Raw genomic sequence first — 26,753 nt, 5'->3', positions numbered from 1 at the left:
TTGATTTTCTTTCTGTTTTCCTGTAACTTATTTAAAGTATTTTAACATTATTGCCGGCGTATGTAAAACCTTGAGAAGTATGTCGACTAAATTTTCTCTTTGTATAGAATATTTGTCCTTAAGGTATAAGCAGGTGTATAATAAATTTGTAATATTTTAAGGAAATGGGGAAAAAAATGAACAGGGAACAGCGCCATATGGATCGGATCAGAAAAAAAAGGAAAAGGCATATTATTCTCTTTATAATCTTTATTGCAGTTCTGATCGCTACAGTTTGTATAGGCCTCATATCATACATATCGACTAATGTTTATCAAAATGAGGATGAGTTTAGGGAATATGCGGATGATGAACTGAAGAAAACTTCACAGTTCAGTGTAAGAGGGAAAACCAAGATTGATTATGAATACGGAAGGCCCATATCGTATGTAATAGATTATGGCGTTTGTGACAATGAATCTATAGCAGTCTTTCGAGATCAGAAGATAAAGGAGATTAAAGAAAAGTATCAGCAGGATAAGAATGCTGAGGAAGAATCGAGGGCAAAGAGATATGAAGATCAGAGAAATTATAGACCTTTGGAACATGCCTTGATATTAAGATCAAGTGTATATGAATCAGATAAAGGAGTAATAAGCCTTTCTATATATGAATCAGAAAACAGTGAAAGAAAGAAGGACATGGAGCAGGATGCTTCGATGATATATACATATCAGTTTTCTGCTAAAACAGGAAAAATTCTTATACCTCAGCAGATTTTTTCAGAAAAATATAAAGAAATATGTTCTGAATTTTTTATGAAATATTTCAGAAAAAATTACAAAAAGGACGAATTAAAGGATGGGTGGCAAGATTATGTCACAGCCGGGGAGAATAATTTTAATAAATATGCTCTTACGGATACCGGTGTTACATTTTTTTTCGACGAAGGAACTGTACTGGACGAATCAAGGGGTGTCATATCTGCAGGAATCCCTGAGGCTGATATGGGAACGGGACTCAGAAATAAGATTCTGGAACGATATATAGATCCGACAAAACCTATGGTAGCTCTAACATATGATGATGGGCCGGGAGGCGGTGCGGAGACAAGGATACTTGAGTGCTTAAGAAAAAACGGCGATGTAGCTACATTTTTTTATCTGGGAAGCAGGGTTGCCGGAAATTCAGCTAACTTGAAAACTGCTTATGATCTTGGATGTCAGATAGGAACCCATACATGGAATCATCCTGTACTGACAAAGCTTAAACCTGAACAGATACAAAAGCAGTTTGATGATACTAATGCAGCCATAAAAGCAGTGACGGGAGAAGATCCTACAGCTTTCAGACCAAGCTACGGTGAGACAAACGATACCATAAATAAGATGTCAGCAATGCCTGTGATAATGTGGACCGTAGATACTCTTGACTGGAAGAGCCGTGATGGTAAAAAGATATTTGAAGAAGTCAAGAAAATGAAGAATCTTGATGGAAAGATAATATTGATGCATTCTATTTATGATTCTACTGCAGATGCCACAGATCTTATTGTACCATGGCTTAAAGAAAATGGTTATCAGCTTGTTACAGTGAGCGAGATGATAAAGTATAAAACAGGAGCAGATCCTAAAAAAGGACAAGTTTACAGAACTTTTTAAATGTACTTATTTGATATAATATATATTTCATGTTAAACTAATGTTGGTTGAGTATATATGATCAAAAAATGAATTGATAAATATGGAGTGTGTTGTATTATGTTAATTACGAGACGAAGTGATTATGCTATGAGAATATGTCGTGTTTTGCGTGACGGAAAGGTACACAATGTCAGAGAAATCTGTCAGAGAGAGGACATCCCGCGGGCATTTGCATATAAAATATTGAGAGAGCTTGAAATGGCTGATCTTGTTAATTCAGAAAGAGGCAATCAGGGAGGATATTATCTCAATAAATCTCTTGATAAGCTGACTTTATATGACATCGTAAGCATTACAGAAGGGGATCTTGCAATACTGCACTGCATGAAGGAAGATTGTGTAAGAAATCCGGAAAGCATGCCTTGTAAAGTTCATCAAGAGATAGAGCGGATACAGACTATCCTCATAGATGAAATGAAACGAAAAACCATTGAAGAGATAATGGATTGAATAAAAACCTCTTTTATATAATTTAAATAATATAAAAGAGGTTTTTATTATTATGATAATTTTTTTAGAGCCTCTATCATGTCAGGCGGAAGAGGCGCTTTAAGATGAAGTTTCTCTTTTGTTATGGGATGAATGAAGGAAAGACGGGCTGCGTGAAGGGCCTGTCTTTCCATAAGATGTACATTATCTCCGCCATATAGCCAGTCTCCCAGTATAGGATGACCTATATGGGACATATGTACGCGTATTTGATGAGTACGCCCGGTTTCGAGAACAAGTTCTGTAAGCGTATATCCCATACGAGGGAATCTTTTTATTACCTTGTAATGGGTTATTGAGGGAGAGCCGTTTTTCATGACTCCTCGTCTTACATTTTCCGGATCAGGTCTTCCTATGGGCAGATCTATAGTACCGGAATTCGATTCAATCAGGCCCCGCACTATAGCTGTATAGCACTTTTTTACTGTACCTGCTTTCATCTGATTAGTGTAGTCGTTTTGGCAGTAGGCATTTTTTGCTATTACCAGGAGTCCGGAAGTGTCCATATCGAGGCGGTTGACAAATCGTATTTTAAAGAGCTGTTTAGTCTGCTGCATATAGTATGCAAGAGCATTAGCAACAGTTCCTGATGGATGTCCTTTCGTGGGATGGACTATAAGGCCGGGCTGTTTGTTTATGATAAGCAGGTCATTGTCTTCAAATATAGGATAAATAGGTATATTTTGAGGTTCAAAATTGCTTGTTTCTTCAGGTAGTGTAATTTTTATCACATCTCCTATCTTTGGTTTGATCCATCCTTGTGTCTGTTTTCCATTAAGCATCACAAGTTTTTCACGTTTTATTTTATTTCTCAGACGTGAAGAAAAGTCGAAGTGATTTCTCATTATATCTTTGATTTCAAGACCTTCGTCACAGGTCGTTACTTTGTGAATAAAATCTGTCATTGCTATGATTATGCCTTTCAGTTGTTTTATGAATACTACAGAAATTTTGTTTTCACTTTGTTCCAGAAATCGTAATTTTTGAATCTCATAAGCTGTACATAGGTTTCTGAGATCATTACGTCTATTTTTTTTACATTGGAATATTCGGTTTCTGTACCATCATTTACTATAAATATCATATCGTCATTGTGCTCCGGTATAACACCGAGAGAAAGATCTGAGGGCAGCAGTATGCTGGATGTAAAAGAGCGGTATGCAGTGGTGTTCATGGGAGCTATTGGAGTTACCTGCAGGAGCTTCAGGCGGGGATCGACAATGGAGCCTCCAAGAGAATAATTATAAGCTGTACTTCCTGCAGAGGTGGCGACAAGTATACCGTCGCCGCTGAATCTTTCTATGGACATGCCTCCTATAGATATGTCCAGATGTACAGAATAGGAGTGCCTGCCTTTTATGACGATCTCATTTAATCCCAAGTGACTGTTGCATGTACCGTCAAGTGTAGTTACCATAGCTTTTACTGTACTCAGTTCCTGTATAGAATACTGTCTGTTTTCATAATCAGAAATAAACATATCGAGATTTTCCGGAGATATTTCTTGGAAAAAGCCGAGGTGTCCTGTATTTATTCCTATCATAGGACAGCCGGGGAAATCGCATGAATGAACAGCTTTCAGAAGAGCACCGTCTCCGCCTATGCAGATAATAAGCTCTGCTTTTCCGGAATATTCAAAAGAGACTTCATAGCCTTTGTCTGTCAGTTTTTTTACGAGTATTGACCGGGTCTGAAGCGAAACATCAGTACCATTTGTAAATATGTCTATATATTTTTTCTTCATATTTTTCTCCCGATATGTTTTTAATCGATTAAATAAAACGTTAAACTAATTTTTCAAACTCATCAAGAAGATTCTTAAAAGTATTCATAGCTTTTTCTATAGGTGCCGGAGTACTCATATCGACGCCTGCTATTTTTAACAGTTCAATAGGATAATCCGATTCTCCGGTTTTCAGGAATTCTATATAAGCTTTTCTGGCAGGTTCGCCTTCTGTAAGAATTTTATCAGAGATAGCTGTAGCAGCAGAATAACCTGTAGCGTATTTATAGACGTAAAAAGCATTATAAAAATGAGGTATTCGGGCCCATTCGTATTTTATTGTATCATCTTTTTCGACAGCGTCTCCATAGTATTTTGCATTGAGAGCCTCATACTGTTCGCACATTCTTTCAGCAGTGAGGACTTGCCCGTTTTCTATAGTTTTGTGAGTAATATCTTCAAATTCGGCGAACATGGTTTGTCTGAAAAGGGTAGTTCTGAATTCTTCTAAGTGAAGATTAAGAAGATATTTTCTCATTTCTGTATCTGTTTCTTTATTGAGCAGATACTGCATCAACAGAGATTCGTTAACTGTAGATGCAACTTCGGCAGTGAATATTGAGTGACTTCCGTATATATAAGGTTGGTTGTCTCTTGTATATCTTGAGTGCATAGAGTGTCCCATTTCATGAACTATTGTAAACACATCTTTAAGAGTATCGGTATAATTCAAAAGTATATAAGGATAGCTGTCATAACTTCCGAAACTATATGCTCCGCTTGTCTTTCCTTTGTTTTCATAAACATCTATCCATCCCTGAGATATACCTTCGTTCATTTTTTCTATATATTCAGAGCCGAGAGGGGACAGTCCCGCACGCATAATATCAAGAGCTTCTTCATAAGGAACTGTTTTATTTGGAAGTTCTATGAGAGGTACATACATATCATACATGTACATTTTATCCAATCCCAGCATTTTTTTTCGCAGCTGTACATATCTGTGCATGACCGGAAGATTTTCATTAACTACAGAAATAAGATTATCATATACGTTTGCAGGTATATTATCTCCTGAAAGAGCTGCCGCTCTTGCAGAGTCAAATTTTCTTATTCTGGAGCCTATCACATCTGTCTTGGTATTATAGCTGTAGCAGGATGCGATAGTATTTACGAGGTCTTTATATGATGTGTACATTGAATCATATGCAGCTTTCCTGACATTTCTGTTGTGACTTTCCATAAATTTAATATAGTTGCCATGAGTAACCTGAATTTTGTCACCGTCTTCATCAATTATGGAACCGAATTTTATATCTGCGTTGTTAAGCATAGTGAAGATATCGTTGGTAGCGCCTGTGACTTCACTCATTTGTGCGAGAATGTTTTCTTCTTCTTCCGATAATATATGAGCTTTCTGACGAAGTGTATCCTTTATGGCAAATTCATATTCTTTGAGTCCAGGTTCCTTTTTTATGAAATCTAATATAGTTTTATCTGAAGCTGAAAGCAGTTCGGGAGTAAAAAAAGACATGGAAGAGGACACAGCTGCAATAACAGTACTGCATTTGCTTGTCATCGCCTGATATTTACTCTCTGCATTATTTTCATCACGTCTCATTCTGGCATAAACGAATATTTTTTCAAGGTCTCTCCATATGAGATCACGTTCTGTGTATGCAGCCAAAAGAGTTTCGGCATTTTCTGCAAGTCTTCCTGAGTAGTCTGCCGCATATTTTTCTGCGCGGTCTTTTATGGAATCTAAATCGCTGTTTACAGATGATTCATCACAAATCATAGCTTCGATATTCCATTTGTATTTTTTATCTATTTGCTCTCTGGTTTTCAATTCTTTTGAATTCATTTTTTCCCTCCGTAATAATTTACTTTATAATCGTAATATTATATAATAAACCGATATGATTATAACATGGACGTTTCTTATTATGTAGGAAATATTGTTTTCACTATTTCCCACATGGCCGGCAAAGGAGATTCTTAAATTAAAATCAGCAAAGCCGACTTTGTTATTTTTGTGATATTTTTCGTCCATTATACCATAAATATGAAAGGATTATTACCGTAATGGACAATAGACCCATAGGTTTTTTTGATTCAGGTTTAGGAGGGCTTACATGTATAACTCCTTTGATGAAGAAACTGCCTGATGAAAAAATAATATATTTTGGAGACACCGCAAGGACTCCTTATGGTTCAAAGGCCGCCAGTACTATAAAGAATTTTTCTATGGAGATTGCTGATTTTCTGGTCAAAAGCAATGTGAAAATGATTGTGATTGCATGCAATACTGTCAGTGCTACGTGTGTAGATGAACTTCAGGAAAGATTCCCGCAGATTCCAATACTGGGAATCATAGACCCTGCAGCTCAAAATGTGGCTCAAGTGTGTACTCAGCAAAATAATATTGGAATAATAGGTACGAAAGTTACCATATCCAGCAGAGAGTATGAGAAGCATATAAAACGATATAACAAAAGCCTGAATATTTTTGAAACTGCATGTCCGGCTTTTGTTCCTCTTATAGAAGAGGGTATAATCCAAAATCCTATTATGGATCTTACTATAGAATATTATATGGATGATTTCATAAGAAAAAATAACATCGATACATTAATACTGGGCTGTACTCATTATCCGCTTATAAGCAAAAATATCGAAAGAATTTACCCAAAGCTGCACATAATAAATCCATCCAGCATCATGGCGGATAACATAAAGCGTATATTGGCGGAAAAAGATATGCTTGCCGCAGATTCTGCTTTTGAAAATGTGTTTTATGCCAGCGATCTTTCGGAAAACTTTATAAATATGATAGATCACATATTTGAAGGTGAAAGAGAAACAGCAAATGTAAAGTTTTTAAATTTTGATCTTGAAAACGGAGAACAGATTATATGAATTTTGATGAATTGTTAGAATACCTTGATTTAGAGGATGGAAGAGATTTCGAGTATTTTGAGGCTATGGCTGATATGATTGAAAGTGAAGATTATATTGAGCCTGAGGCTATGTATCAGCTTTTTGACAGGGCTGACAAAACAATGATAGAAGAGCTTCTCAATGATTATTTTGAGGATATTCTGGAGGGGCTGCCTGAGGATTCAGGGGAAATATTTTCGCTGCTTCATCAGATAAAACTCAGCCTTACCGGTATGATATCCAATATGGAGGATGATACTGATCTGAGAAGGTTTGCCGAGGAGTTCCATAAATTCAGCAACTGGTATTCCCGTGAATCGGAAGTACAGCTTAAACCGGAAGATGGAGGAGCTGTTTTGTACCATACGGTGAGAGATGCCATTACTGCTTCCCGTGTAGAAAAATTGGGAGGGGAGAAGTACCGATATGATTTTGAAAAGGCTCTTGATTATCAGCTGGATGATTATACGGTATCTTTTTCCGATCTGGCAAAGACTGAAGATGAAAACGATGGGACCATCGTTTTTTCTCCCGAGGACGGTGAGCCGGGTGATGAGGGTCTTGAGCCTTATGTATAAGGAGCTGATTTAGTTATGTCAAAAAATGTTATGATTACCGATGATGTATTTAATATATTCGGAGATGATTTTGACAGATTTCGTTTTCCTGCCGATATATGTAGGGTTACGGCAGGAAATGGAGGCGAAGCTTTGCTGATAATGGGGAGTGAAAAGACAGCTCTTTTAGACTGCGGTATGGCTTACTGTGGTAAAAGTATGACTGCCAATCTAAAGAAGGAGCTTAAAATCCGCGGACGTGAAAAACTCGATTTTGTAATTCTCAGTCATTCTCATTATGATCATATAGGTGCGCTTCCTTATGTAAAGGATGAGTTTCCCGAAGTTATCGTCTGTGCAAGCCATCATTGCTGTGAAATCCTTAAAAGGCCAAATGCAAGAAATCTGATAAAAGAACTTGGTACCGCAGCCAGAGATCTTTATGCTCCTGATGATAAAGGAGATATCACTATTGAAGGCTTGGCTGTGGATTTGGTTTTAAAGGAAGGTGATTCCATATCTTTAGGAAAGGAACGTATTATTGCGATTGAAACTAAAGGACATACCGACTGTTCCATGAGTTACGGACTGGAGCCTTACAGGCTTCTTTTTACAAGTGAGAGTACCGGCATGCTTGAACGGGCGGAATATGTTCATACACCAATATTAAAAGATTACGGCGATTCAATGATTTCTATGAAAAAATGTATGGATTATAGGGCGGAGTATTTGTGCCTCCCTCATTTTGGAATGCTTCCTAAAAGTTTTAATGATAAATACTGGGAAATGTTTGAAGAAGCTTGCCAAGAGAAGCTTGATTTTGTGAAACAGATGAAGGCCGAAGGGCTTGACGAAAACAAAATGGTTAATCAATATATAGAAAAATATTGGGATTCGGCTTTAAAACAGGTGCAGCCTATAGAAGCTTACATAATAAATTCCAAAGCTATTATCAAAGCTTTCTTGAAAGTATTATAATAAAAAGTCTTACGGACAATATTATCCATAAGACTAAATAGTTCATGTAATATAAAATCGGTACGGCCGGGATTTTCTTATTTATCTTCTGATCCATATGTCAAATACGTATTGACAAAACCAAATTTTTCAGAGGATGTTTCGCCTGTGATATTGAATCCGAGATTTTGGTAGAATTTCACATCATCTGCCGTATTGGTAAACAGCATGAGAGGGAGTTTCAGGCTGTCGGCATACCTGCATATGCAGGCCATGAGTTTTTTTCCTCGGCCCTGATGCTGATAATCTTTGGATACCCCAAGAAAATCAACATATATATGAGGTTCCGGAAGGTTGATATCTTTTTCAAGACGTTCAAGCTCGTTGAAAAGGTCTATTCTTACCTGTCTTTCGGCTCTTGTAAGTTTGTTCATGATTTTTCTGTATGAACGGCTGTAACTTCCGGCCATCAGATGCTTGAAAAACGTACATTCCATATCGTCAGAATGTATCAGCATAACAGCTTCGTTGACATTTTCATCGAGGCTGTATCCTGCACCGTACTTCAAATCAAAAGCGGTGTAATATCTTAATGTAGCTTCGAGAGCCAGCATACGCTTATCTTTTTCGGTAAAAGCATTCATTAATTTAGGATACTGATCAAAGGCATCTAAATATGTTCTGATAAGTTTTTCCTTATCGGATTGTTTTATTTTATAAAGTTGTGGTATATTAATCGTAGTTTTCATGAATAAATGATAACATCATCGTCAGATAGATTCAAGTAAAAATCGGAAAGGTAGAATGTAATATGTTTAATGCGGAAAAGACAAAGAATGAGATCGTTGAGTGGATCAGGGATTGGTTTGAAGAAAACGGCAAGGGATGTAAAGCAGTAATAGGGCTTTCCGGCGGAAAGGATAGTTCTGTAGTTGCCGCACTGTGTACGGAAGCTTTAGGAAAAGATAGAGTTCTTGGAGTGATGATGCCTAATGGAGAACAGTTTGATATTGATGTTTCACATAAACTGGCGGAGCATCTTGGTATTGAAAGTATCGTGATAAATATTAAGGATGCATATATAGGAGTGGTAAGTCAGCTTGAAAAAAATTTTGAAAGATTTGAAGGTCAGGCAAAAGTTAATCTTCCTCCGAGACTGAGAATGTCAGTTCTGTATGCCGTATCGCAGAGTGTTAATGGAAGAGTAGCCAATACCTGTAACCTTTCAGAAGACTGGGTGGGATATTCAACTAAATTTGGTGATATGGCAGGAGATTTCAGCGCTTTATCAATGTTGACAGTACAGGAAGTAAAAGCAGTGGGAAGAGCACTTGGACTTCCTTCTATATTTGTAGATAAAGTGCCTATTGACGGTCTTTGCGGACTAACAGATGAAGACAATCTGGGATTTACCTATGAAGTATTAGATAAATATATAAGAGAAGGTGTGTGCGAGGATAAAGAAATTAAAGAAAAAATAGATCGCATGCATACAATGAATCTTTTTAAGCTGCAGCCGATGCCGACATTTCAATATAAACCGGAAAAATAGAATATCGTGTTATAATTTAATGACCGGGCAGTAATTGCCCGGTTTTTTATATAAAAAAATATTTCTTTTAATATTTCTGATTTGTCCTCATGATAATTGTAAAACATTTTACATAGATTTAACGTAGATAAGATTTTGTATTTAACATTGAGAATCTATAATACAAAACGTACAAAAGAGAAAAATAAAAGTACATAATCAAATCAAGAAATGAAGGAGATGTAAAAAATGAAAAAAAGCAGATTAGCTAAAATCCTTACGTTAAGTTTATCAGCAGTTATGATTTTTTCACTGGCAAGCTGCGGAGGTGGCAACGAGTCAGGAGACAAAGACATCACGGTGATTTCTCGTGAAGAAGGTTCCGGAACGAGAGATGCTTTCACGGAGTTGACGGGAATTCTGCAGGATGATGTTGACAAAACTGTAGATACAGCAGAAATATCCAACAGCACATCGGTAGTTACCCAGTCGGTAGCCGGAAATGATGCAGCTATCGGTTATATATCCCTCGGTTCGCTGGATGATTCGGTTAAAGCTGTAAAAGTTGACGGTGTAGAGGCTACAGTGGACAATGTAAAAAGTGGGGATTATAAACTTCAGAGACCTTTCAATATCGTAACTAAAAGTGATCTTGGAGAGCTTCCTCAGGATTTTATAAAATTTATCATGAGTTCCGACGGACAGAAAATTGTTGAAGAAGAAGGTTATATAATGGCTAATGATTCTGCAGAAAACTACAAAGCAAGCGGACTTAAAGGAACCATAACATTAGCCGGATCTACTTCTGTATCTCCGGTAATGGAAGTTCTTGCTGATAAGTATAAAGAGCTTAACAGTGATGTTACCATTGAGATTCAGCAGACAGGATCAGGCGCCGGAATACAGAGTACTTTAGAAGGTGTATGTGATATCGGTATGGCTTCAAGAGCTCTTGAGGATGAAGAAGCCAGTGAAGGTCTTACAAGTCAGGAGATTGCTCTTGATGGTATAGCAGTGATCGTGAATAATGATAACGCAGTAGAGGATTTGACTACAGAGCAGATAATGAAGATATTCACCGGAGAGATCACAAACTGGGCTGATGTTAAATAGTATAAAGTAAGAAAGAATAATAGGTACAGAAAATGCGAAAATACAGTGAAAGCATCATGAAGGTGGTATTTCTCATAGCAGCATGTGTTTCGATAATAGCAGTAATACTCATATGTGTATTCTTGTTCGCAAGTGGCGTACCAGCTATCAAGGAAATCGGTATATCCGATTTCCTTCTTGGCAATTCATGGAAGCCAAATCAGGAATTGTATGGAATTTTTCCTATGATTATAGGAAGTATATATGTGACGGCAGGATCTATAATAATCGGAGTTCCTATCGGTCTGCTATGTGCTGTGTTCATGGCGCGATACTGCCCTAAGGGTCTTTACAGAATACTTAAACCTGCTGTGGATCTTCTTGCCGGAATTCCCTCCATCGTATATGGATTTTTTGGATTGATGGTAATAGTTCCTATGGTGCAGGGCTCATTAGGGGGGAGCGGAAAATGTCTTCTGACGGCTTCCATTCTTTTGGGAATAATGATTTTGCCTACGATAATAAGCGTATCCGAATCAAACATAAGAGCAGTTCCTGAATATTATTATGAAGGATCTTTAGCTCTCGGCGCCACTAAGGAACGCAGTGTGTTCCGTGCTGTACTTCCTGCCGCTAAAATGGGGATACTGGCAGGAGTAATTCTCGGAATAGGAAGGGCAATAGGAGAAACCATGGCAGTCGTAATGGTCTGCGGCAATCAGGCCATCATGCCGGAAGGAATAACATCAGGAGTCAGAACACTGACAGCAAATATAGTACTGGAGATGGGATATGCTTCAGGTCTTCACAGAGAAGCTCTCATAGCTACTGCTGTAGTATTGTTTGTGTTTATCTTGATAATAAATCTTTCCTTTACAGCATTGAAGAGGAGGGCTGACTGATGAAAAGAAGAAAACGGGGGTCATGGGAACAATTCTGGCTCACATATAAACACAGGCCGGGTTCATTGATAATGCGGATACTCGTTGTCATATCGGCTATATTGACAGCAGGCATATTATTTTCTTTGATATTATATATACTGGTAAATGGTGTCGTTCATTTAAAACCTGAACTTTTTGCATGGGAATTCAATACTGATAATATGTCCATGATGCCGGCAATAATCAGCACGGTATATATTACTGCCTTGTCTCTTTTAATGGCAGTGCCTATAGGTATTTTTTCTGCGATATATCTTGTGGAATATGCAAAGAGAGGTAGTAAGCTTGTGAAGATCATAAGAACTACAACAGAGACCCTTCAGGGAATTCCCTCTATTGTATACGGACTGTTTGGATATATACTTTTTGTCATAACGCTTGGATGGAGTTATTCACTTTTGGCGGGAGCAGTAACGCTGGCTATAATGATTCTTCCTCTTATTATAAGAACGACTGAGGAAGCACTTATATCAGTTCCGGATGCTTACAGAGAGGGAAGTTTTGGTCTCGGGGCAGGAAAATTGAGAACTGTATTCAAAATAATACTGCCATGTGCTGTCCCGGGAATACTGGCAGGAGTTATCTTGGCAATAGGAAGAATCGTGGGAGAAAGTGCAGCATTGATATTTACTGCAGGAACAGTAGCTCAGGTACCGGGAAGTTTATTTGATTCTGCAAGAACATTGTCGGTACACATGTATGCATTGCTGTCAGAGGGCCTTTATACCAATGAAGCATATGCAACCGCAGTAGTGCTTTTGGTATTGGTTATCCTGATCAATGCCGTTTCAGGATTCATAGCAAAGAAATTGGCGACGAGGTAGTAAGATGGATAAATACACTATAGAAAATTTAGAGCTTTTTTACGGTGATTTCAAGGCTTTAAAGAATATAAACCTAAATATAAAAGAGAAGGAAATCACAGCATTTATCGGTCCTTCAGGCTGTGGGAAATCCACATTGCTCAAAACCCTAAACAGGATGAATGATCTTGTAGAGGGTTGCAGAATAAAAGGAAAGATAAAACTTGATGGCGAAGACATATATGGTAAAATAGATGTCAATCATTTAAGAAAAAGGGTGGGAATGGTATTCCAAAAACCCAATCCTTTTCCTATGAGTATATTTGATAACATTGCTTACGGTCCGAGAACTCATGGAATACACTCTAAATCAAGACTGAGCGAGATTGTTGAGAAATCCCTCAAAGATGTGGCAATATGGGATGAGGTGAAAGACAGACTCAACAAGAGTGCGCTGGGACTTTCAGGAGGGCAGCAGCAAAGGCTGTGTATAGCCAGAGCTCTGGCAGTGGAGCCGGAAGTTATTCTTATGGATGAACCAACGTCAGCGCTTGATCCTATCTCTACATCGAAAATAGAGGATCTTACAGTTGAGCTGAAGGAAAAATATACTATAATTATGGTAACTCATAATATGCAGCAGGCTGCGAGGATTTCTGATAAGACAGCTTTTTTCCTTCTGGGAGATATGGTTGAATTCAATGATACTGAAAAACTTTTCTCGATGCCTGAAGATAAAAGGACGGAAGATTATATTACAGGGAGGTTTGGATGATGCGTGCTAAATTTGATGAGCAGCTTGAGCAGCTTAATGTAATGCTCATAGAGATGGGAGCTCTTTGTGAAGAGGCGATAACATATGCTGTCAAAGCATTTGAAACAGACAGCGAAGAGATGAGAGAAAAAACTTTTAAAACGGATCAGATAATAGATGATATGGAAAGGGAAATAGAGAGTGTGTGTCTGAAACTTTTACTGCAGCAGCAGCCTGTGGCAAGGGATCTCAGATTAATATCATCAGCTTTGAAAATGATCTCTGATATGGAAAGAATAGGAGATCAGGCATATGATATCGCAGAAATAACCAAAACCATACAGTCAAACAGAAAAGATTTTTGTCGGGATCATATAAGCGTAATGGCAGATACTGCTATACGAATGGTTACTGAGAGTGTGGATTCTTTTGTGAAAAAGGATATAAAACTTGCAAATGATGTTATAATCAAAGACGATAAGGTAGATGATCTCTTTATTCACGTTCAGGATGATCTGATAAATGCCGTAACAGAAGACAGATCATGTGGAGAATATTTCGTAGATATACTTATGATTGCAAAATATCTTGAAAGAATAAGTGATCACGCTGTCAATATTGCAGAATGGGTGATTTTTTCCATAACAGGTGAACATGTTAATACAAGGATCATAGAAAAGGAAAAGATATGATTTATTTTCTCGAGGATGACAACAATATAAGAAATTTTGTAACTTATGCTCTCAATAATACAGGACTTGAAGCTCAAGGATTCGATCATCCGGATAAATTCTGGGAAGCTATGAAGGTAAGACATCCGGATCTTCTGCTTCTGGATATTATGCTGCCCGGAGAGGATGGAATATCAATCCTCAAGAAACTCAGAAACAATAATTCTACAAAAGATCTTCCCATTATAATGCTTACGGCAAAAGGAACAGAGTATGATAAGGTTATAGGTCTTGATAACGGAGCTGACGATTATGTTTCAAAACCTTTCGGTACTATGGAGCTTATTTCGCGAATAAAAGCTCTTTTAAGAAGGACAGGCAAAAGTGATGATCCGGCAGAGTATAAAAAAGATAATCTATATCTTTGTCCTTCAAAACACATAGTTAAAGTAGATGATAAAGATATTACGTTGACTTTAAAAGAATTTGAGCTTTTGTGTATCTTGTTTAAAAACGAAGGGGTAGTTTTGACAAGAGATGAAATATTGACGAAAATATGGGGATATGAGTTTGATGGAGAAAATCGTACAGTAGATGTGCATATAAGAACACTCCGGTCTAAGCTGGGAAGCGCCGGGAAAATCATAAAGACTGTGCGAGGTTTGGGATATAAGATAGGAGGCAGCAATGACTAAGAGAATATTCAAAAGTATTCTTGCTGTATCTGTCGCAGTATTACTGATATGTATGAGCTGCATATCATATGTGCTGTATGGGTATTTCGGAGGAATAATAGAAAAAGAATTGAAAGAAGAGGCTTCGATTCTTTCCCAGGAAGTACAGAAAGATGAGGATTTTCTGAAAAGTATAGGAAATATAAAAAATAGAATAACATTACTTAATACTGATGGAGATGTTCTATTTGATTCTTTTGCCGAAGCAGAGGACTTAGATAATCATGCGGATCGTGAAGAAATTGCAGGAGCACGGGAAAAGGGCGAAGCATATGCAGTAAGATATTCAGATACTCTTTCGACAAAAACGGTTTATTATGCAACGAAACTTGATAATGGAAATATACTTAGGATTGCTCAGCAGCAAAGTATGGCAGTATTGCTGCTGAAAGGGATAATAGGTCCTTTTGTATTGATAATGATAGTTATAATAATCATAGCTTATGTGATTTCAAAAAAAGCGGCAAAAAAAATAGTTGCTCCTGTGAACGATATGGATTTAAATAATGAGGAGACGGAAGAGCCTTATCCTGAGCTGGCGCCACTGATTGAGAAAATAAGAAGTCAGAGCAGGCATATCAATATGCAGTTAGAAGAGATGAAAAGACAGCAAAATGAGTTTATAACCATCACAGAAAATATGAGTGAAGGATTTCTTCTTATTGATAAAAATATGGAGATCTTATCATATAATAAAGCGGTTATCCGTCTTTTGGGAGATCCGGGAACAGAGACGCCTCATACTGCTTTTGAACTAAATAGGAGTGAGGGCTTCAGAAATTCTGTGGAAGAAGCTCTTTCGGGAAGACATAATGAGCAGCCGCTTGAACTGAAAAACAGACATTATGAGATAATTGCGAATCCTGTTACAGAAAAAGATAAGATCGCAGGAGCTGTCATAATAATAGTAGATGTTACAGAGAAAGAGCAGAGGGAAAGACTGAGAAGAGAATTTACATCCAATGTATCTCATGAATTAAAGACGCCTCTCACTACTATATATGGTGTTTCTGATATGATGGCGGAAGGAATTGTCAAGCAGGCAGATGTAAAGAGTTTTGGAAAAAATATAAAGGAAGAATCCGGACGTATGATAAATCTTATAGAAGATATCATCAAGCTTTCAAAACTTGATGAAGATTCTTTTCCGGAGGAATATGCGCGAATAGATTTACTTGAAACAGTCAAAAGTGTGGTGGAACGACTGTCTATGAAAGCAGAAGAAAGAAATGTGCAGATTTTCATGGAAGGGGAGCATGCATTTATAAACGGAATACCTTCTCTATGCAGTGAGATTGTATATAATCTCTGCGATAATGCTATAAAATACAATAAAGAAAACGGTTCAGTCATAATATACGTCAGGGATCTCCATGAGGGAGTAACACTGACGGTGGAAGATACAGGAATAGGCATCCCGTTTGAATATAAAGAAAGGATTTTCGAAAGATTTTTCCGAGTCGATGAAAGCCACTGCCAGCAAGTAGACGGAACAGGTCTGGGTCTTTCTATAGTAAAACATGCCGTATCTCATATGGGAGGAACGATAAAGGTAGAAAGCGCAGAAGGGATAGGAACAAAAATGATTGTGACATTTCCTCATTAATATAAAATTTCTTGATTTTGATTTAAATAAAGAAAGGCTTATCACTCATTGCGAGTAGTAAGCCTTTTTGCTATTTTGTATATTTTTTTACTATAATACTTGAATTTTGACCTCCAAAACCGAGAGCATTTGACATTGCTGTGTTAATTTTAACTTTTCGAGGACCTTCGGAAACAAAATCAAGATCGCATAAAGGGTCAGGTGTTTTATAGTTAAGGGTCGGAGGGAGTATTCCGGTTTCTATAGCTTTGATGCAGGCTATGATTTCTGTTATGCCCCCAGCTCCCATAAGATGACCTGTATTTCCCTTGGTTGAACTTACGGGAGGTATTTTAGCTTTTAATTCTTCCGGCATCGGGTTTTCGTGATTTTTCCATCCAAACAAAGTCTTTATAGCTTTGACTTCTATGGGGTCGCCAACAGGTGTTGAGGTTCCATGTGTATTGATATAGTCTATATCCTCCGGTTTCATACCGGCCTTTTTCAGTGCGCTGATCATACATTCAACAGCGCCGCTTCCATCCGGTCTGGGTGAAGTTACATGATATGCATCGGTATTGTTTCCATAACCGGCGAGACTGCATAATACTTTTGCATTTCTCTTTTTTGCATGTTCTTCTGTTTCCAAAACTATAGCTCCTCCGCCTTCTCCCATGACGAAACCGTCTCTGTCTGCATCAAAAGGTCTGCATGCGGATTTTGGATCTGTATTTTTAGACAATGCTTTAGCCTGAGCAAGAGTTGACATTATTATAGGGCAATGTGCGCTTTCTCCTCCTACTACCAGCATGACATCGGCTTCTCCTGAATTCAGAAGCATGGCAGCCATACAGATGGCATCGCCTCCTGATGAGCAGGCTGTACTCACGGTAAAGCTCGGTCCGTGTATCCCGTAAGAAATAGCTATCTGAGCAGCACCTAAATTGCCCAGAATTTTGGGAAGAAAACGGGGGCTAACCCTCTTTTTCCCGTCAACACTGTAAGCTCTTTCGGTATCTGCAATTATTGATGTACCGCTGAGAGCTGTAGCCATTACTATTCCGATTCGGTCTGGTTGGGAATCTATATCTATATTACTCTGCTTAATGGCTTCTTTTGCAGAAGCATATGCGAATTGAATAAAAGTTCCGGTTTCTTTAGTCAGTTTAGGCGACATATAATTTTTAGGGTCGAAATCTTTTACTTCTCCGGCTATTGTAATAGGAATATCCTCATCATGAAATCTCGTTATCTTTTCTATTCCGCATTTCATATCCAGAATTCCTTGCCAGTAGTTATCGACACCTATTCCTATGGGAGTAACTGCTCCCAAGCCTGTAATTACCAAGTTTTTCATTTCGTATAATTTCCTCCCGAAAATTTGCCAATTGTTTATATTCTAACATACATATAGTTAAAAGTCATCTTTAATTTGGGAATTATGTTGACATGCGCTGACCCATTAGATATCATTTAGTAAATGATTATATATGGAGGATGCCATGCTTAAAAAGGAAAAAATAGACAGAATAAATCAACTTGCCAAGAAATCAAAGACAAGCGAGGGGCTTACAGCAGAAGAAAAAGCCGAACAGCAACAGTTGAGAAAAGAATATATAGAAAAATTCAGAGAACACTTTAAAGGCCATCTCAGCAGAGTTAAATTCGTGGAAGATTTGTCAGAGGAAGAACTTAAAGAAATAAAGGAACAAAAAAACAGACAAAATTAGTCTTTTAATGACGGCGGGAAACATCATGTTTCTCGCCTTTTTTATTGTAATATGTAAAAAAAATATCATTAAATCATGAAAATAAGGGGTAAACATGAAAAAGAGATATCTTAAATGGATAATTACAGCCGCTGCAGTTTGCGTAGTGGGACTGGCTCTTATGGGGGCTGCCGAAAGCAGAGAGAACGGAACAGTCAGAAAGCTTTTGGAAAAAAGAAGTTTCATAATGGAAAATGTGCTGTTTGGGAAGATCACATACGAAGAAGGAAAAGAACAACTAAAAAAAATAGAAAAAGATAAACTTTACAGTGACGATATCAATGCGTTATCAGAATATCGCAATACAGATCTGGACAAGATAGAAAGAATGGACATTATTAAATTGGAAAGGAAAAGTAATATTTATGACCGCATGACATTTTATGGTAAGATAAAATGGACAGTATCAGGGATGGAAGGCGTGTATGATGAAACATGTGAGTATCATATAGGTGTTGATGTAGACAGTGGTGAATATAAGCTTATTTCCTTTGAAATACAAGATAAGTGAATTTACCTACTAAAATAATAGGAAAATATTTCTTTTTGTTGACAAAACGTGTTGCAATCTACATTAAAATGGTATAATATAAACCCAGAAAAGCAAATTTAAGATACATAATTTTAATATAAAAGGAGTGTTATCATGAAGCAGGTATATCTGGATTACTCAGCAACGACACCTGTCAAAGACGAGGTCGTAAAAGAAATGATTCCTTATTATACTGAAAGGTATGGGAATCCTTCCAGTCTTTACAGTCAAGGACTGGATGCGAAAGATGGCCTTGAGGAGGCAAGAAGAAGAGTTGCCGGGCTTATAAATGCAGAGCCGAGAGAAATATTTTTTACATCGTGCGGAACAGAATCCGATAACTGGGTACTTGAAGGAACTGCCGATACCTTAAAAAATAAAGGAAAGCATATAATAACTACTAAAATAGAACATCATGCAGTACTTCATACATGTCAGTATCTTGAAAAGCAAGGATTTGAAGTAACTTATCTTGATGTGGACAGCGAAGGGTTTGTGAAACCGGAAGCTCTTGAGAAAGCCATAAGAGAAGATACTATTCTGATAAGTATTATGATGGTAAACAATGAAATAGGCACTATAGAACCTATAAAAGAACTGGCAGCTGTTGCAAAAGATCACGGGGTTCTTTTCCATACAGACGCAGTGCAGGCTCTGGGAAACGTTCCTATAGATGTAAAAGAACTCGGAGTAGATTTTCTGTCTATATCAGCCCATAAAATATACGGACCTAAGGGAGTTGGCGCTCTCTATACAAGATCAGGTCTTAAGATATCGAGTTTTATGCATGGAGGTGCCCAGGAGAGCAAAAGGAGAGCCGGAACAGAGAATTTGGCAGGGATTGCCGGATTTGGAAAGGCAGCTGAACTGGCAGGAAAAAATCTGGAGAATCATATTGAACACAGCAGCAAACTCCGGGATTATTTCTGGAAAAAGATAGAGGAGAATATTACAGGTGTGCAGCTGAATGGACCTAAAGAACAGAGGCATCCGGGTAATTTGAACGTTTCTTTTGATTATATAGAGGGAGAAGCTATATTGCTTATGCTTGATGCAAACGGCATAAGTGTTTCGACAGGCTCGGCATGTTCATCTAAATCTCTTGTCCCTTCTCATGTTCTGGAAGCTATAGGCGTTTCAATTACGAAAATGAACGGCACAGTCAGATTCACTGTAGGAGATTTTACCACAAAAGAGGATATTGATTATACTGTAGATGTATTGATAAAAATTGTAGAAAGATTGAGAGAATTGTCGCCGGTAACGGGACAGGAAGGATGGTAGTATCATGGCATTATATAACGATAAAGTAATGGAACATTTTATGAATCCTCATAATGTAGGTCAGATAGAAGACGCTGATGGTATAGGCACTTATGGAAGCCCTGTATGCGGAGATATGATGCAGATGTCCATCAAGGTGGATGAAAACGATAAGATAACAGACGCTAAATTTAAAACATTTGGATGCGGCAGCGCTATAGCCTCATCCAGCATGGCTACAGATATGATAATAGGAATGAGTGTGGAAGAAGCTTTAGAGCTTTCCAATAAGAAGATAATTGAAGAACTTGGGGGTCTTCCTGCTGTAAAAATACACTGTTCGGTATTGGCAGAGCATGCTATAAAAGCGGCAATATATGACTATGCTCAAAAGCATGGCAAGATATATAAAGGGCTTGAGGGCTTTGACCCTGATGCTGAAGAGGATCACCATCATGACATTGATGAAGAATAAAGTAATTTTAGGCCTAAGCGGCGGCGTGGACAGTACTGCTGCCGCTTTATTGCTTAAAGAAAAAGGATATAAGGTCACAGGGCTTTATTTTGATATATTTGGATCGCAGACTAATTCTGATGAGGGACGAAAAAGAGCAGAAACGGCAGCGCAGGAGCTTGGGATAGATTTTATTTACAAGGATGTCAGTTGTGAATTTGAAGATATAGTTATAAAAAATTTCTGCAGCGAGTATATGGCAGGCAGAACGCCTAATCCCTGCATAGTATGCAATCCTGCCATAAAGTTCAAAACACTTACAGAAGCAGCTGATGAAAGAGATGCTTATTATATAGCTACAGGACACTATGCTGATACATATTATGAAAGCGGAAGATGGTATGTAAGAAGGGCGTACAATATTAAGAAAGATCAATCCTATATGCTTTACAGACTTGATCAGAATATCATATCAAGGCTTATTCTTCCTCTTAATGATGTTGAAGAAAAAGAACATGTGAGACAACTGGCCAGATCCAGATCTCTAAATAATTCAGAGGCAAAGGATAGCCAGGAAATCTGTTTTATATCAGAAGAAGACAATTATAAGGATTTTTTGAAGAGAAAAGGATTCAAAACGCCTAAAGGAAAGTTTACAGACAGATATGGTAATATGCTTGGAGAACATCAAGGGATATTGAATTATACTATAGGCCAGCGTAAAGGCTTGGGAATAGCGTTGGGCAAACCTGCATTTGTTACATCTATAGATAGTGAAAATAACAATATAATACTTGGAAATAACGAGGATCTCTTTAAAAATGAAATTATTTCTGATCATAATATTATCGTAAATGAGGATTTTCTGAGTTCTGATGATGTGACAGCGAAGATAAGATATGCGGCCATGCCTGCCAGAGCACATCTTAAGCGTTTGACAGACGGCAAAATAAAAACAATTTTTGAAGAACCTCAACGTGCGGCAACACCAGGGCAATCTATAGTGTTTTATAAAGGCGATCTTGTTATAGGGGGAGGATTTATTACAAAAGCGTAATATATTTGATCATTAAAACGATCAAATATATGAAATACCACAAGGGTATACCTAAATGATCGTTAAAACGATCAAATATATGAAATACCGCAAGGGTATACCTAGATGATCGTTAAAACGATCAAATATATGAAAGGAGAGGTTATGAGTACTATAAAAAAAATTCATACTGATAAGGCTCCTGCTGCCGTAGGTCCTTATTCACAGGCTATAATTGCAAATGGTGTTGTATATACATCGGGACAGATACCACTTGATCCGGCTACAGGTGAAATTGTGGAAGGTGATATTAAGGAGCAAGCTGACAGAGTTATGAAGAATATCACTGCAGTTGTTGAAGAAGCCGGAACTAATATGAAAAATGTCATAAAGACAATGTGTTTCTTGAGTGACATGAATGATTTTGCCGACTTCAATGAAGTGTATTCAAGATATTTTACAGAAAAGCCGGCAAGATCATGTGTCGCTGTCAAATCGCTTCCTAAAAACGCTCTGTGTGAAATAGAAGTGATAGCGATTCTTTAATACATTATTATAGCTCTTACGGGACAGACAGGAGCGCAGTATCCGCATGTTAGACATATCTGATGATTTACCTGAGCTATTCCGTTTTCGTTCCATCCTATAGCTTTGTTGGGGCATCGCGTTATACAGGATCCACATCCTTCACAGTCACCTGGATCGATGTGGATTTTTTTACTGCTTATATCGGGCTGATAATCACAAGGAAGAGTGCCTTCTGCAAACGATACAAGCCTGTCTATCTCTTCTTTTTTACCGATTCCCACCATGATGGAGTCTATCCCTTTGAGTGAGGAAACGTATTCCAGTGATTTTTGATACTGACCTGTCAGATTGCCTCCTCCAAACGCTTTCATAGCGAAAACACCTTTTCCTGCATCGGCGCATTTTTCGATAGCTGCAGCCATTTCCTCCGGCGTTCCGTGACCGGAACCTTTTCTTATGCCCAGGCCGGCAAAATTTATAAGGGGAAAAACAACGTCACATTCGGGAATTGAAGCCATTTTTTCTGTGACATCAATGTGATGAGTGGATATACCGATAGCTTTTATTATTCCTTTTTCTTTATAATCTTTAAGACATTGCCACGCTCCCTGTCTCATATCCCAGTCAGGATCCTGGCGTACTTCATGGAGAAGAAATATGTCTATGATTTCCAGATCCATTTCCCGCAGCGCCTCTTTTACGGCATATTCCATTTCTTCATAAGAAAGATCGAGACTTTTTGTACATATCACAGGTCTTTCCGGAGCATCTGCAGACATATCTATATCTTTAAAAGCTTCTTTTAGATAAGGATATGTTTCATAGTATTGAGCTGTATCAAAAAAATTTATTCCTTTTGAAAATGCATACTTTATTAGCTTGGCTCCTTCATCTACAGTTAGATTCAGCTGTGTGTTTCCAACTGTCAAAACGCCGAAGGAAACAGGTGATACATATAAATCGGTATTTCCCAGTCTGTTTTTTTTCATAGTTGTTCCTCCTCTTTATGATTTATTCTATTTGAGATTTTATCACAGGGAAGTCGTGTTTACAAATTGTCATTTGAAATTATATGATTTGTGAAAGATTGATTTATAAAAACAGAGGTTTATATTGTCAGATGACAACGCATATTTATTGTGACTGAGAAATATTAAAATTTAAAATAGATTAAACCTAAAAATGTAAATGTTTACAAATCACTAATTAAGTGATAAACTATATACAGTTACATCAGGCGGATGTAGTTTAGTGGCAAAACCTCAGCTTCCCAAGCTGAAGTTGTGGGTTCGATTCCCATCATCCGCTCCATATAAAAACTCACGAATCTTTTATGATTCGTGAGTTTTTATTATCTTAGAAAACGTATTAAAATCTTTTTACAAGCGTATTTTAAATGTCTTAGGAGCCAGTTTGTATACTAACATCAAAGAGATCAAACAATAGGAGATGCTGAATATTATACATGCGATACCAAAGAACAGTGTCGGCAGCTTAAATTGCATCATGAAAAAGCAAATAAAATATGTAAGGTATTGTACTACGATATAGGTGCTGTTTTTTATTTTTGTATTGATATTATAAGGCTGAAGAAGATAGTAAAGCACCAGATAATGAACTGAAAAGAAAATACTTATTGCGTTTATAGAAATAAATAAAACGAGATAATTAAGAGGATCTTCAGTACCACCTGTAACATACAAAAGAGTTGCCAGTCCTATTCCTATAAAGGAGGACGGCAGGAGGTTGATTCTTATCAGGGTTTTGAGCCGTTCTTTGAAAATGCTTAAAATAACAGTGGGCCTTCTATAAAATTTATAGGTCAGCATACTGTGGTCGCAATTCATAAACATTGCCTGAGTTATAACAGTACCTCTGTTGAGAAAGTACATAATAAATACGAAATAGGGAAGGTAGGTTAGGGCGATTGTGTTAAGATTTTCTTTTATGTCAGGTACGATATATGAAATCATAATAATCATGGCGAATATTATAATTATAAATAATGTTTGCTTTTTAACTGCCTTTGTAAGCAGTTTGCTGTGTCTTTTTACGAAAAGTTCATGAAAATAAGCGAAACCACTTTTAGTACTGGCTATATCTTTGTCATAGTCTATACGTTTAGCCATATTAATTTTTACTGCATCTGAGCTTGTAGCATTTTTAAAAGCATATACATTTTCTGTAGTCAGAATCAATTTATATAGTTTCTTATAATCTTTAAAACTGTATATTTGTATAAGGCTTACGATACCTATAATAAAACTAAGGGTCAGTAATATTGTAAAAATATTAAAATTGATGACTATACCAAAAAAAGGAGGTATATAAGCTGCGGCTATCATAATGCCGACAAAGATCCAATATCCTTTTGTTGGCATATTCTCATTACTGGCAGTACCTGTTTTTTTATATTTCAATATATCAAGGGCAATAGCTGTCATTTTTGACATTACTACAAAAAACGGCAGAGCTATACAGATCCACAGTGGAATACCATACAACATCCCTGATATAACCGTTACAGGCATGAATCCTATCACCACTCTGAGCATCGAATAGCAGTAATTTGACAGCGCAAATTTATTGGCGTTCATGTTCATAATGATGATGGCGTAGTATTTGTCCTTGCTGGGATTAAATAGATATGTATTGAGTACACTTCCAGCCAAAGTAAGGAAGAGGAAAATGTGAAGAAAAGTATTTCCTTTATCAGTATCGAATAAATAGGACATAAAAACTATCATAAAAGTTATATATATTATTTTCCCCAGAAATGTGCCGGCAATTTCCCATATAGCACTGATTATATTACCCAATACTTTAAGCCCTTTATTTTTATACAGACTATCAGGCAGTATCTTTCTTACAAGAGGAAGTCCTTTTATGGAATATATGATGCTGTTTACTCTGTAAGTGTTTTTTAATTTAAAAGATGTGGCAAAAGTCTCCATCATACTTATTCCTCCTTTAACGTTTCTATAATCTTATTTTTGAAACTATCACTGTCAAGATAATTTTTATCTATTTGTTCAAGGATACCTTTGTTTAAGATTACTATTTCATCGCACAGATCTAAAGCCAGTTCCATTATATGAGTGGAGAATATTATTATATGGTTGTCTTTTATGCTTTTCAGCATTTGCTTCATTTCTTCTGCTACGACAACATCAAAAGAAGTAAGCGGTTCGTCAAGCAACAGGACATCAGGACTCGCTATTATGTTTACGAGCATTTGCATCTTGTTTTTCATTCCATGGGAATAATCTTTCATGAGCTTGTCTCTGTCACTTTCATTTATTTTCATAAGGTCGAAATACAGATCAATATCTTTTTTATCTTTGATTTTGTGCTCGTTGATTTCAATGAAAAATTTTAAAAATTCTCTTCCTGTGAGGAATTCGGGAACATTGGGGGTAGAGAGCACATATCCTATGTATTCGGGAGCAGGTTTACTGCCGTTTTCGTCTTCTATATAAAAATCGCCGGCATCAATGGGAATGTCTTCGTTTATGCAGTTGAACAAAGTAGTTTTACCGGCTCCGTTTCTTCCCAGCAATCCATATATTTTACCCTTTTCGAATTCAAAGTTAATCCCATTTAATACTTCCTTTTTTTCAAAGGATTTTTTCAAATCTTTTATTATTAATTTCATATAACACCTTATTCCTTTTCTGTTTTGTAAAAGTATAACATAAAATACTGTTCAAAACAAAACGAGGGGGGGGGGTATGTTTAGCTGAATTTTAGGGATTGACAACAGATTGATAATAGTATAAAGTGAAAAGAGTGTTTAGATTTAATGCGATAAAGTGATAATACAGTTGCTTGATCAGTATTGAACATTTAATTAAACAGTAATGGAGGATAAAAATGAAGAAGAAATTTCTGTGTATTATGATGATCATGGTTATGGCGGTCGGAATATTCGCCCTTACAGGCTGTGGCGGATCTGATGATTCAGCAGATAAAGACAAGCTGGTAGTAGGACTGGATGATACATTTGCACCTATGGGCTTCAGAGATGAAGACGGCGAACTTGTAGGTTTTGATATTGATCTGGGAAATGCAGTAGGAGAGGAACTTGATATGGAAGTTGAGTTCAAACCTATAGACTGGAATGCGAAAGAAACTGAGCTTGAAGCAGGTACTGTGGACTGTGTGTGGAATGGAATGTCCATAACACCGGAAAGAAAGGAAAACATGTCTCTCTCAGATAAGTATCTGAATAATAAGATCGTGCTTATGGCTCTGGCAAATTCCGATACTGATGTGACTTCGGCAGATCAGCTGGCCGGAATGAAAATAGGAACTCAGGTAGATTCATCTGCACTTGAAATGCTTAAATCAAATGAAGCTTATGATTCTTTCAAAGATAATATCAGTGAATATGATACATATGATACTGCCATTATGGATCTTAAAGCGGGAAGAGTTGATGTTATCGCCGTGGATCAGGTTCTGGGCGAGTACACAAATAAAAACCTGGGCGGAGAGCTTAAAGAATGCACTTATTCACTTGGTGATGATTACTATGTAATAGGTTTTGCTAAAGACAACACTGATCTCAGAGACAAAGTAAATGATGCTTTGAAAGTTCTCATGGACAACGGCAAAGCTGCAGAGATCAGCGAAAAATGGTTTGGCAAAGATATCGTAGTTCTTGAACCTCTTGAAGACTGATTTTAAATTTATTTTACAGTAAGGAT

Annotated in this window: 28 protein-coding genes and 1 tRNA gene; 21 read left to right on the top strand and 8 right to left on the bottom strand. The window is 37.2% G+C overall.

The window, feature by feature from the left end:
• Nucleotides 1–176 precede the first annotated feature (176 nt).
• Entirely contained in the window at nt 177–1,640 is a 1,464-nt protein-coding gene (locus tag H8692_RS09560; protein WP_187525579.1) for a polysaccharide deacetylase family protein, read from the top strand.
• A gap of 99 nt (nt 1,641–1,739) precedes the next feature.
• A complete protein-coding gene (locus H8692_RS09555) occupies nt 1,740–2,132 on the top strand; it encodes an RrF2 family transcriptional regulator (RefSeq protein WP_187525578.1) in 393 nt (130 codons plus the stop codon).
• Between the two features lie 50 nt (nt 2,133–2,182).
• Here the strand turns inward: H8692_RS09555 and H8692_RS09550 are convergent, their stop codons facing one another.
• The 3 genes from H8692_RS09550 to pepF are packed head-to-tail and all read right to left on the bottom strand — an operon-like array spanning nt 2,183 to nt 5,758.
• A complete protein-coding gene (locus H8692_RS09550; RefSeq protein WP_187525577.1) occupies nt 2,183–3,076 on the bottom strand; it encodes an RluA family pseudouridine synthase in 894 nt (297 codons plus the stop codon).
• Nucleotides 3,077–3,111: 35 nt separating this feature from the next.
• On the bottom strand, nt 3,112–3,915 hold the full coding sequence (locus tag H8692_RS09545; RefSeq protein WP_177269996.1) for an NAD(+)/NADH kinase: 804 nt from the start codon (nt 3,913–3,915) through the stop codon (nt 3,112–3,114).
• Nucleotides 3,916–3,955: 40 nt separating this feature from the next.
• A complete protein-coding gene (pepF, locus tag H8692_RS09540) occupies nt 3,956–5,758 on the bottom strand; it encodes an oligoendopeptidase F (RefSeq protein WP_187525576.1) in 1,803 nt (600 codons plus the stop codon).
• Between the two features lie 221 nt (nt 5,759–5,979).
• Between pepF and murI the strand changes: the two genes are divergently transcribed.
• From murI to H8692_RS09525, 3 genes are read left to right on the top strand one after another with little or no spacing between them, the layout of a single operon-like run.
• The gene (gene murI, locus H8692_RS09535; RefSeq protein ID WP_177269992.1) at nt 5,980–6,813 is read left to right on the top strand and encodes a glutamate racemase; all 834 of its coding nucleotides are present in this window, start codon (nt 5,980–5,982) and stop codon (nt 6,811–6,813) included.
• Nucleotides 6,810–7,412: a hypothetical protein gene (locus H8692_RS09530; RefSeq protein WP_177269990.1), complete on the top strand. Its 603-nt coding sequence runs from the start codon at nt 6,810–6,812 to the stop codon at nt 7,410–7,412. Before murI ends, H8692_RS09530 begins: the two co-directional genes overlap by 4 nt.
• 15 nt (nt 7,413–7,427) lie before the next feature.
• Nucleotides 7,428–8,369, top strand: coding sequence for an MBL fold metallo-hydrolase (locus H8692_RS09525; protein ID WP_187525575.1), 942 nt, complete (start codon nt 7,428–7,430; stop codon nt 8,367–8,369).
• Between the two features lie 77 nt (nt 8,370–8,446).
• Here the strand turns inward: H8692_RS09525 and H8692_RS09520 are convergent, their stop codons facing one another.
• Nucleotides 8,447–9,097, bottom strand: coding sequence for a GNAT family N-acetyltransferase (locus tag H8692_RS09520; RefSeq protein ID WP_187525574.1), 651 nt, complete (start codon nt 9,095–9,097; stop codon nt 8,447–8,449).
• Between the two features lie 62 nt (nt 9,098–9,159).
• Here H8692_RS09520 and nadE point away from each other — a divergent pair, with 62 nt between their 5' ends.
• From nadE to H8692_RS09480, 8 genes are all read left to right on the top strand, one after another.
• A complete protein-coding gene (gene nadE, locus H8692_RS09515; protein WP_177269984.1) occupies nt 9,160–9,900 on the top strand; it encodes an NAD(+) synthase in 741 nt (246 codons plus the stop codon).
• A gap of 228 nt (nt 9,901–10,128) precedes the next feature.
• Nucleotides 10,129–10,992 carry a substrate-binding domain-containing protein gene (locus H8692_RS09510; protein WP_187525573.1) on the top strand — a complete coding sequence of 288 codons (864 nt, stop codon included), beginning with the start codon at nt 10,129–10,131 and terminating at the stop codon, nt 10,990–10,992.
• A 32-nt stretch (nt 10,993–11,024) separates the two neighbouring features.
• Nucleotides 11,025–11,873: a phosphate ABC transporter permease subunit PstC gene (pstC, locus tag H8692_RS09505; RefSeq protein WP_177269980.1), complete on the top strand. Its 849-nt coding sequence runs from the start codon at nt 11,025–11,027 to the stop codon at nt 11,871–11,873.
• Nucleotides 11,873–12,739, top strand: coding sequence for a phosphate ABC transporter permease PstA (gene pstA / locus H8692_RS09500; protein WP_177269978.1), 867 nt, complete (start codon nt 11,873–11,875; stop codon nt 12,737–12,739). The genes pstC and pstA overlap by 1 nt, the downstream gene beginning before the upstream one ends.
• Nucleotides 12,740–12,743: 4 nt before the next feature.
• Nucleotides 12,744–13,493: a phosphate ABC transporter ATP-binding protein PstB gene (gene pstB, locus H8692_RS09495; RefSeq protein ID WP_177269976.1), complete on the top strand. Its 750-nt coding sequence runs from the start codon at nt 12,744–12,746 to the stop codon at nt 13,491–13,493.
• A complete protein-coding gene (gene phoU, locus H8692_RS09490) occupies nt 13,490–14,164 on the top strand; it encodes a phosphate signaling complex protein PhoU (protein ID WP_465250897.1) in 675 nt (224 codons plus the stop codon). The genes pstB and phoU overlap by 4 nt, the downstream gene beginning before the upstream one ends.
• Nucleotides 14,161–14,838: a response regulator transcription factor gene (locus H8692_RS09485; RefSeq protein ID WP_187525572.1), complete on the top strand. Its 678-nt coding sequence runs from the start codon at nt 14,161–14,163 to the stop codon at nt 14,836–14,838. Before phoU ends, H8692_RS09485 begins: the two co-directional genes overlap by 4 nt.
• Nucleotides 14,831–16,483, top strand: a complete 1,653-nt coding sequence (locus H8692_RS09480) for a sensor histidine kinase (RefSeq protein ID WP_187525571.1) — start codon at nt 14,831–14,833, stop codon at nt 16,481–16,483. Before H8692_RS09485 ends, H8692_RS09480 begins: the two co-directional genes overlap by 8 nt.
• 70 nt (nt 16,484–16,553) lie before the next feature.
• Here the strand turns inward: H8692_RS09480 and fabF are convergent, their stop codons facing one another.
• Nucleotides 16,554–17,819, bottom strand: a complete 1,266-nt coding sequence (gene fabF, locus H8692_RS09475) for a beta-ketoacyl-ACP synthase II (RefSeq protein ID WP_187525570.1) — start codon at nt 17,817–17,819, stop codon at nt 16,554–16,556.
• Between the two features lie 145 nt (nt 17,820–17,964).
• On the opposite strand from fabF, the gene H8692_RS09470 reads away from it, so the two are divergent.
• The 6 genes from H8692_RS09470 (at nt 17,965) to H8692_RS09445 (ending at nt 22,062) form a co-directional block, all read left to right on the top strand.
• A complete protein-coding gene (locus H8692_RS09470) occupies nt 17,965–18,192 on the top strand; it encodes a DUF896 domain-containing protein (RefSeq protein ID WP_177269968.1) in 228 nt (75 codons plus the stop codon).
• A 94-nt stretch (nt 18,193–18,286) separates the two neighbouring features.
• Nucleotides 18,287–18,742: a hypothetical protein gene (locus tag H8692_RS09465; protein ID WP_187525569.1), complete on the top strand. Its 456-nt coding sequence runs from the start codon at nt 18,287–18,289 to the stop codon at nt 18,740–18,742.
• 135 nt (nt 18,743–18,877) lie between these two features.
• Nucleotides 18,878–20,047 (top strand): cysteine desulfurase NifS, encoded by a 1,170-nt coding sequence (gene nifS, locus H8692_RS09460; protein ID WP_177269964.1) that lies wholly within the window; start codon nt 18,878–18,880, stop codon nt 20,045–20,047.
• 4 nt (nt 20,048–20,051) lie between these two features.
• A complete protein-coding gene (gene nifU, locus H8692_RS09455) occupies nt 20,052–20,501 on the top strand; it encodes a Fe-S cluster assembly scaffold protein NifU (RefSeq protein WP_177269962.1) in 450 nt (149 codons plus the stop codon).
• The gene (mnmA, locus tag H8692_RS09450) at nt 20,422–21,537 is read left to right on the top strand and encodes a tRNA 2-thiouridine(34) synthase MnmA (RefSeq protein ID WP_207722989.1); all 1,116 of its coding nucleotides are present in this window, start codon (nt 20,422–20,424) and stop codon (nt 21,535–21,537) included. The genes nifU and mnmA overlap by 80 nt, the downstream gene beginning before the upstream one ends.
• Before the next feature lie 144 nt (nt 21,538–21,681).
• Entirely contained in the window at nt 21,682–22,062 is a 381-nt protein-coding gene (locus H8692_RS09445; protein ID WP_177270565.1) for a RidA family protein, read from the top strand.
• Here H8692_RS09445 and H8692_RS09440 read toward each other — a convergent pair.
• The gene (locus H8692_RS09440; RefSeq protein WP_187525567.1) at nt 22,059–23,033 is read right to left on the bottom strand and encodes an aldo/keto reductase; all 975 of its coding nucleotides are present in this window, start codon (nt 23,031–23,033) and stop codon (nt 22,059–22,061) included. The two genes, H8692_RS09445 and H8692_RS09440, sit on opposite strands and share 4 nt — an antisense overlap.
• 248 nt (nt 23,034–23,281) lie before the next feature.
• Here H8692_RS09440 and H8692_RS09435 point away from each other — a divergent pair.
• Nucleotides 23,282–23,355: transfer RNA gene (locus H8692_RS09435), tRNA-Gly, on the top strand.
• Between the two features lie 68 nt (nt 23,356–23,423).
• On the opposite strand, the gene H8692_RS10815 is transcribed toward H8692_RS09435, so the two are convergent.
• A complete protein-coding gene (locus H8692_RS10815; RefSeq protein ID WP_187525566.1) occupies nt 23,424–25,001 on the bottom strand; it encodes a hypothetical protein in 1,578 nt (525 codons plus the stop codon).
• Between the two features lie 2 nt (nt 25,002–25,003).
• Entirely contained in the window at nt 25,004–25,699 is a 696-nt protein-coding gene (locus tag H8692_RS09425) for an ABC transporter ATP-binding protein (protein WP_187525565.1), read from the bottom strand.
• A 218-nt stretch (nt 25,700–25,917) separates the two neighbouring features.
• Between H8692_RS09425 and H8692_RS09420 the strand changes: the two genes are divergently transcribed.
• Complete coding sequence (locus H8692_RS09420; RefSeq protein ID WP_187525564.1) at nt 25,918–26,727, top strand: amino acid ABC transporter substrate-binding protein; 810 nt, start codon at nt 25,918–25,920, stop codon at nt 26,725–26,727.
• Nucleotides 26,728–26,753: the final 26 nt, after the last annotated feature.

This window comes from Lentihominibacter hominis, from assembly GCF_014385065.1.
Lineage (GTDB): Bacteria > Bacillota > Clostridia > Peptostreptococcales > Anaerovoracaceae > Lentihominibacter > Lentihominibacter hominis.
The sequence above is the reverse complement of the archived record's forward strand: the minus strand, read 5'-3'. Positions and strand labels throughout refer to the sequence as shown.

Excerpts from the sequence above, each read along its gene's own strand:
- H8692_RS09560 (WP_187525579.1), top strand. The coding sequence starts at position 177 with ATGAACAGGGAACAGCGCCATATGGATCGGATCAGAAAAAAAAGGAAA.
- H8692_RS09555 (WP_187525578.1), top strand. The coding sequence starts at position 1,740 with ATGTTAATTACGAGACGAAGTGATTATGCTATGAGAATATGTCGTGTT.
- H8692_RS09550 (WP_187525577.1), bottom strand. The coding sequence starts at position 3,076 with ATGACAGATTTTATTCACAAAGTAACGACCTGTGACGAAGGTCTTGAA.
- H8692_RS09545 (WP_177269996.1), bottom strand. The coding sequence starts at position 3,915 with ATGAAGAAAAAATATATAGACATATTTACAAATGGTACTGATGTTTCG.
- pepF (WP_187525576.1), bottom strand. The coding sequence starts at position 5,758 with ATGAATTCAAAAGAATTGAAAACCAGAGAGCAAATAGATAAAAAATAC.
- murI (WP_177269992.1), top strand. The coding sequence starts at position 5,980 with ATGGACAATAGACCCATAGGTTTTTTTGATTCAGGTTTAGGAGGGCTT.
- H8692_RS09530 (WP_177269990.1), top strand. The coding sequence starts at position 6,810 with ATGAATTTTGATGAATTGTTAGAATACCTTGATTTAGAGGATGGAAGA.
- H8692_RS09525 (WP_187525575.1), top strand. The coding sequence starts at position 7,428 with ATGTCAAAAAATGTTATGATTACCGATGATGTATTTAATATATTCGGA.
- H8692_RS09520 (WP_187525574.1), bottom strand. The coding sequence starts at position 9,097 with ATGAAAACTACGATTAATATACCACAACTTTATAAAATAAAACAATCC.
- nadE (WP_177269984.1), top strand. The coding sequence starts at position 9,160 with ATGTTTAATGCGGAAAAGACAAAGAATGAGATCGTTGAGTGGATCAGG.
- H8692_RS09510 (WP_187525573.1), top strand. The coding sequence starts at position 10,129 with ATGAAAAAAAGCAGATTAGCTAAAATCCTTACGTTAAGTTTATCAGCA.
- pstC (WP_177269980.1), top strand. The coding sequence starts at position 11,025 with ATGCGAAAATACAGTGAAAGCATCATGAAGGTGGTATTTCTCATAGCA.
- pstA (WP_177269978.1), top strand. The coding sequence starts at position 11,873 with ATGAAAAGAAGAAAACGGGGGTCATGGGAACAATTCTGGCTCACATAT.
- pstB (WP_177269976.1), top strand. The coding sequence starts at position 12,744 with ATGGATAAATACACTATAGAAAATTTAGAGCTTTTTTACGGTGATTTC.
- phoU (WP_465250897.1), top strand. The coding sequence starts at position 13,490 with ATGATGCGTGCTAAATTTGATGAGCAGCTTGAGCAGCTTAATGTAATG.
- H8692_RS09485 (WP_187525572.1), top strand. The coding sequence starts at position 14,161 with ATGATTTATTTTCTCGAGGATGACAACAATATAAGAAATTTTGTAACT.
- H8692_RS09480 (WP_187525571.1), top strand. The coding sequence starts at position 14,831 with ATGACTAAGAGAATATTCAAAAGTATTCTTGCTGTATCTGTCGCAGTA.
- fabF (WP_187525570.1), bottom strand. The coding sequence starts at position 17,819 with ATGAAAAACTTGGTAATTACAGGCTTGGGAGCAGTTACTCCCATAGGA.
- H8692_RS09470 (WP_177269968.1), top strand. The coding sequence starts at position 17,965 with ATGCTTAAAAAGGAAAAAATAGACAGAATAAATCAACTTGCCAAGAAA.
- H8692_RS09465 (WP_187525569.1), top strand. The coding sequence starts at position 18,287 with ATGAAAAAGAGATATCTTAAATGGATAATTACAGCCGCTGCAGTTTGC.
- nifS (WP_177269964.1), top strand. The coding sequence starts at position 18,878 with ATGAAGCAGGTATATCTGGATTACTCAGCAACGACACCTGTCAAAGAC.
- nifU (WP_177269962.1), top strand. The coding sequence starts at position 20,052 with ATGGCATTATATAACGATAAAGTAATGGAACATTTTATGAATCCTCAT.
- mnmA (WP_207722989.1), top strand. The coding sequence starts at position 20,422 with ATGGCAAGATATATAAAGGGCTTGAGGGCTTTGACCCTGATGCTGAAG.
- H8692_RS09445 (WP_177270565.1), top strand. The coding sequence starts at position 21,682 with ATGAGTACTATAAAAAAAATTCATACTGATAAGGCTCCTGCTGCCGTA.
- H8692_RS09440 (WP_187525567.1), bottom strand. The coding sequence starts at position 23,033 with ATGAAAAAAAACAGACTGGGAAATACCGATTTATATGTATCACCTGTT.
- H8692_RS10815 (WP_187525566.1), bottom strand. The coding sequence starts at position 25,001 with ATGATGGAGACTTTTGCCACATCTTTTAAATTAAAAAACACTTACAGA.
- H8692_RS09425 (WP_187525565.1), bottom strand. The coding sequence starts at position 25,699 with ATGAAATTAATAATAAAAGATTTGAAAAAATCCTTTGAAAAAAAGGAA.
- H8692_RS09420 (WP_187525564.1), top strand. The coding sequence starts at position 25,918 with ATGAAGAAGAAATTTCTGTGTATTATGATGATCATGGTTATGGCGGTC.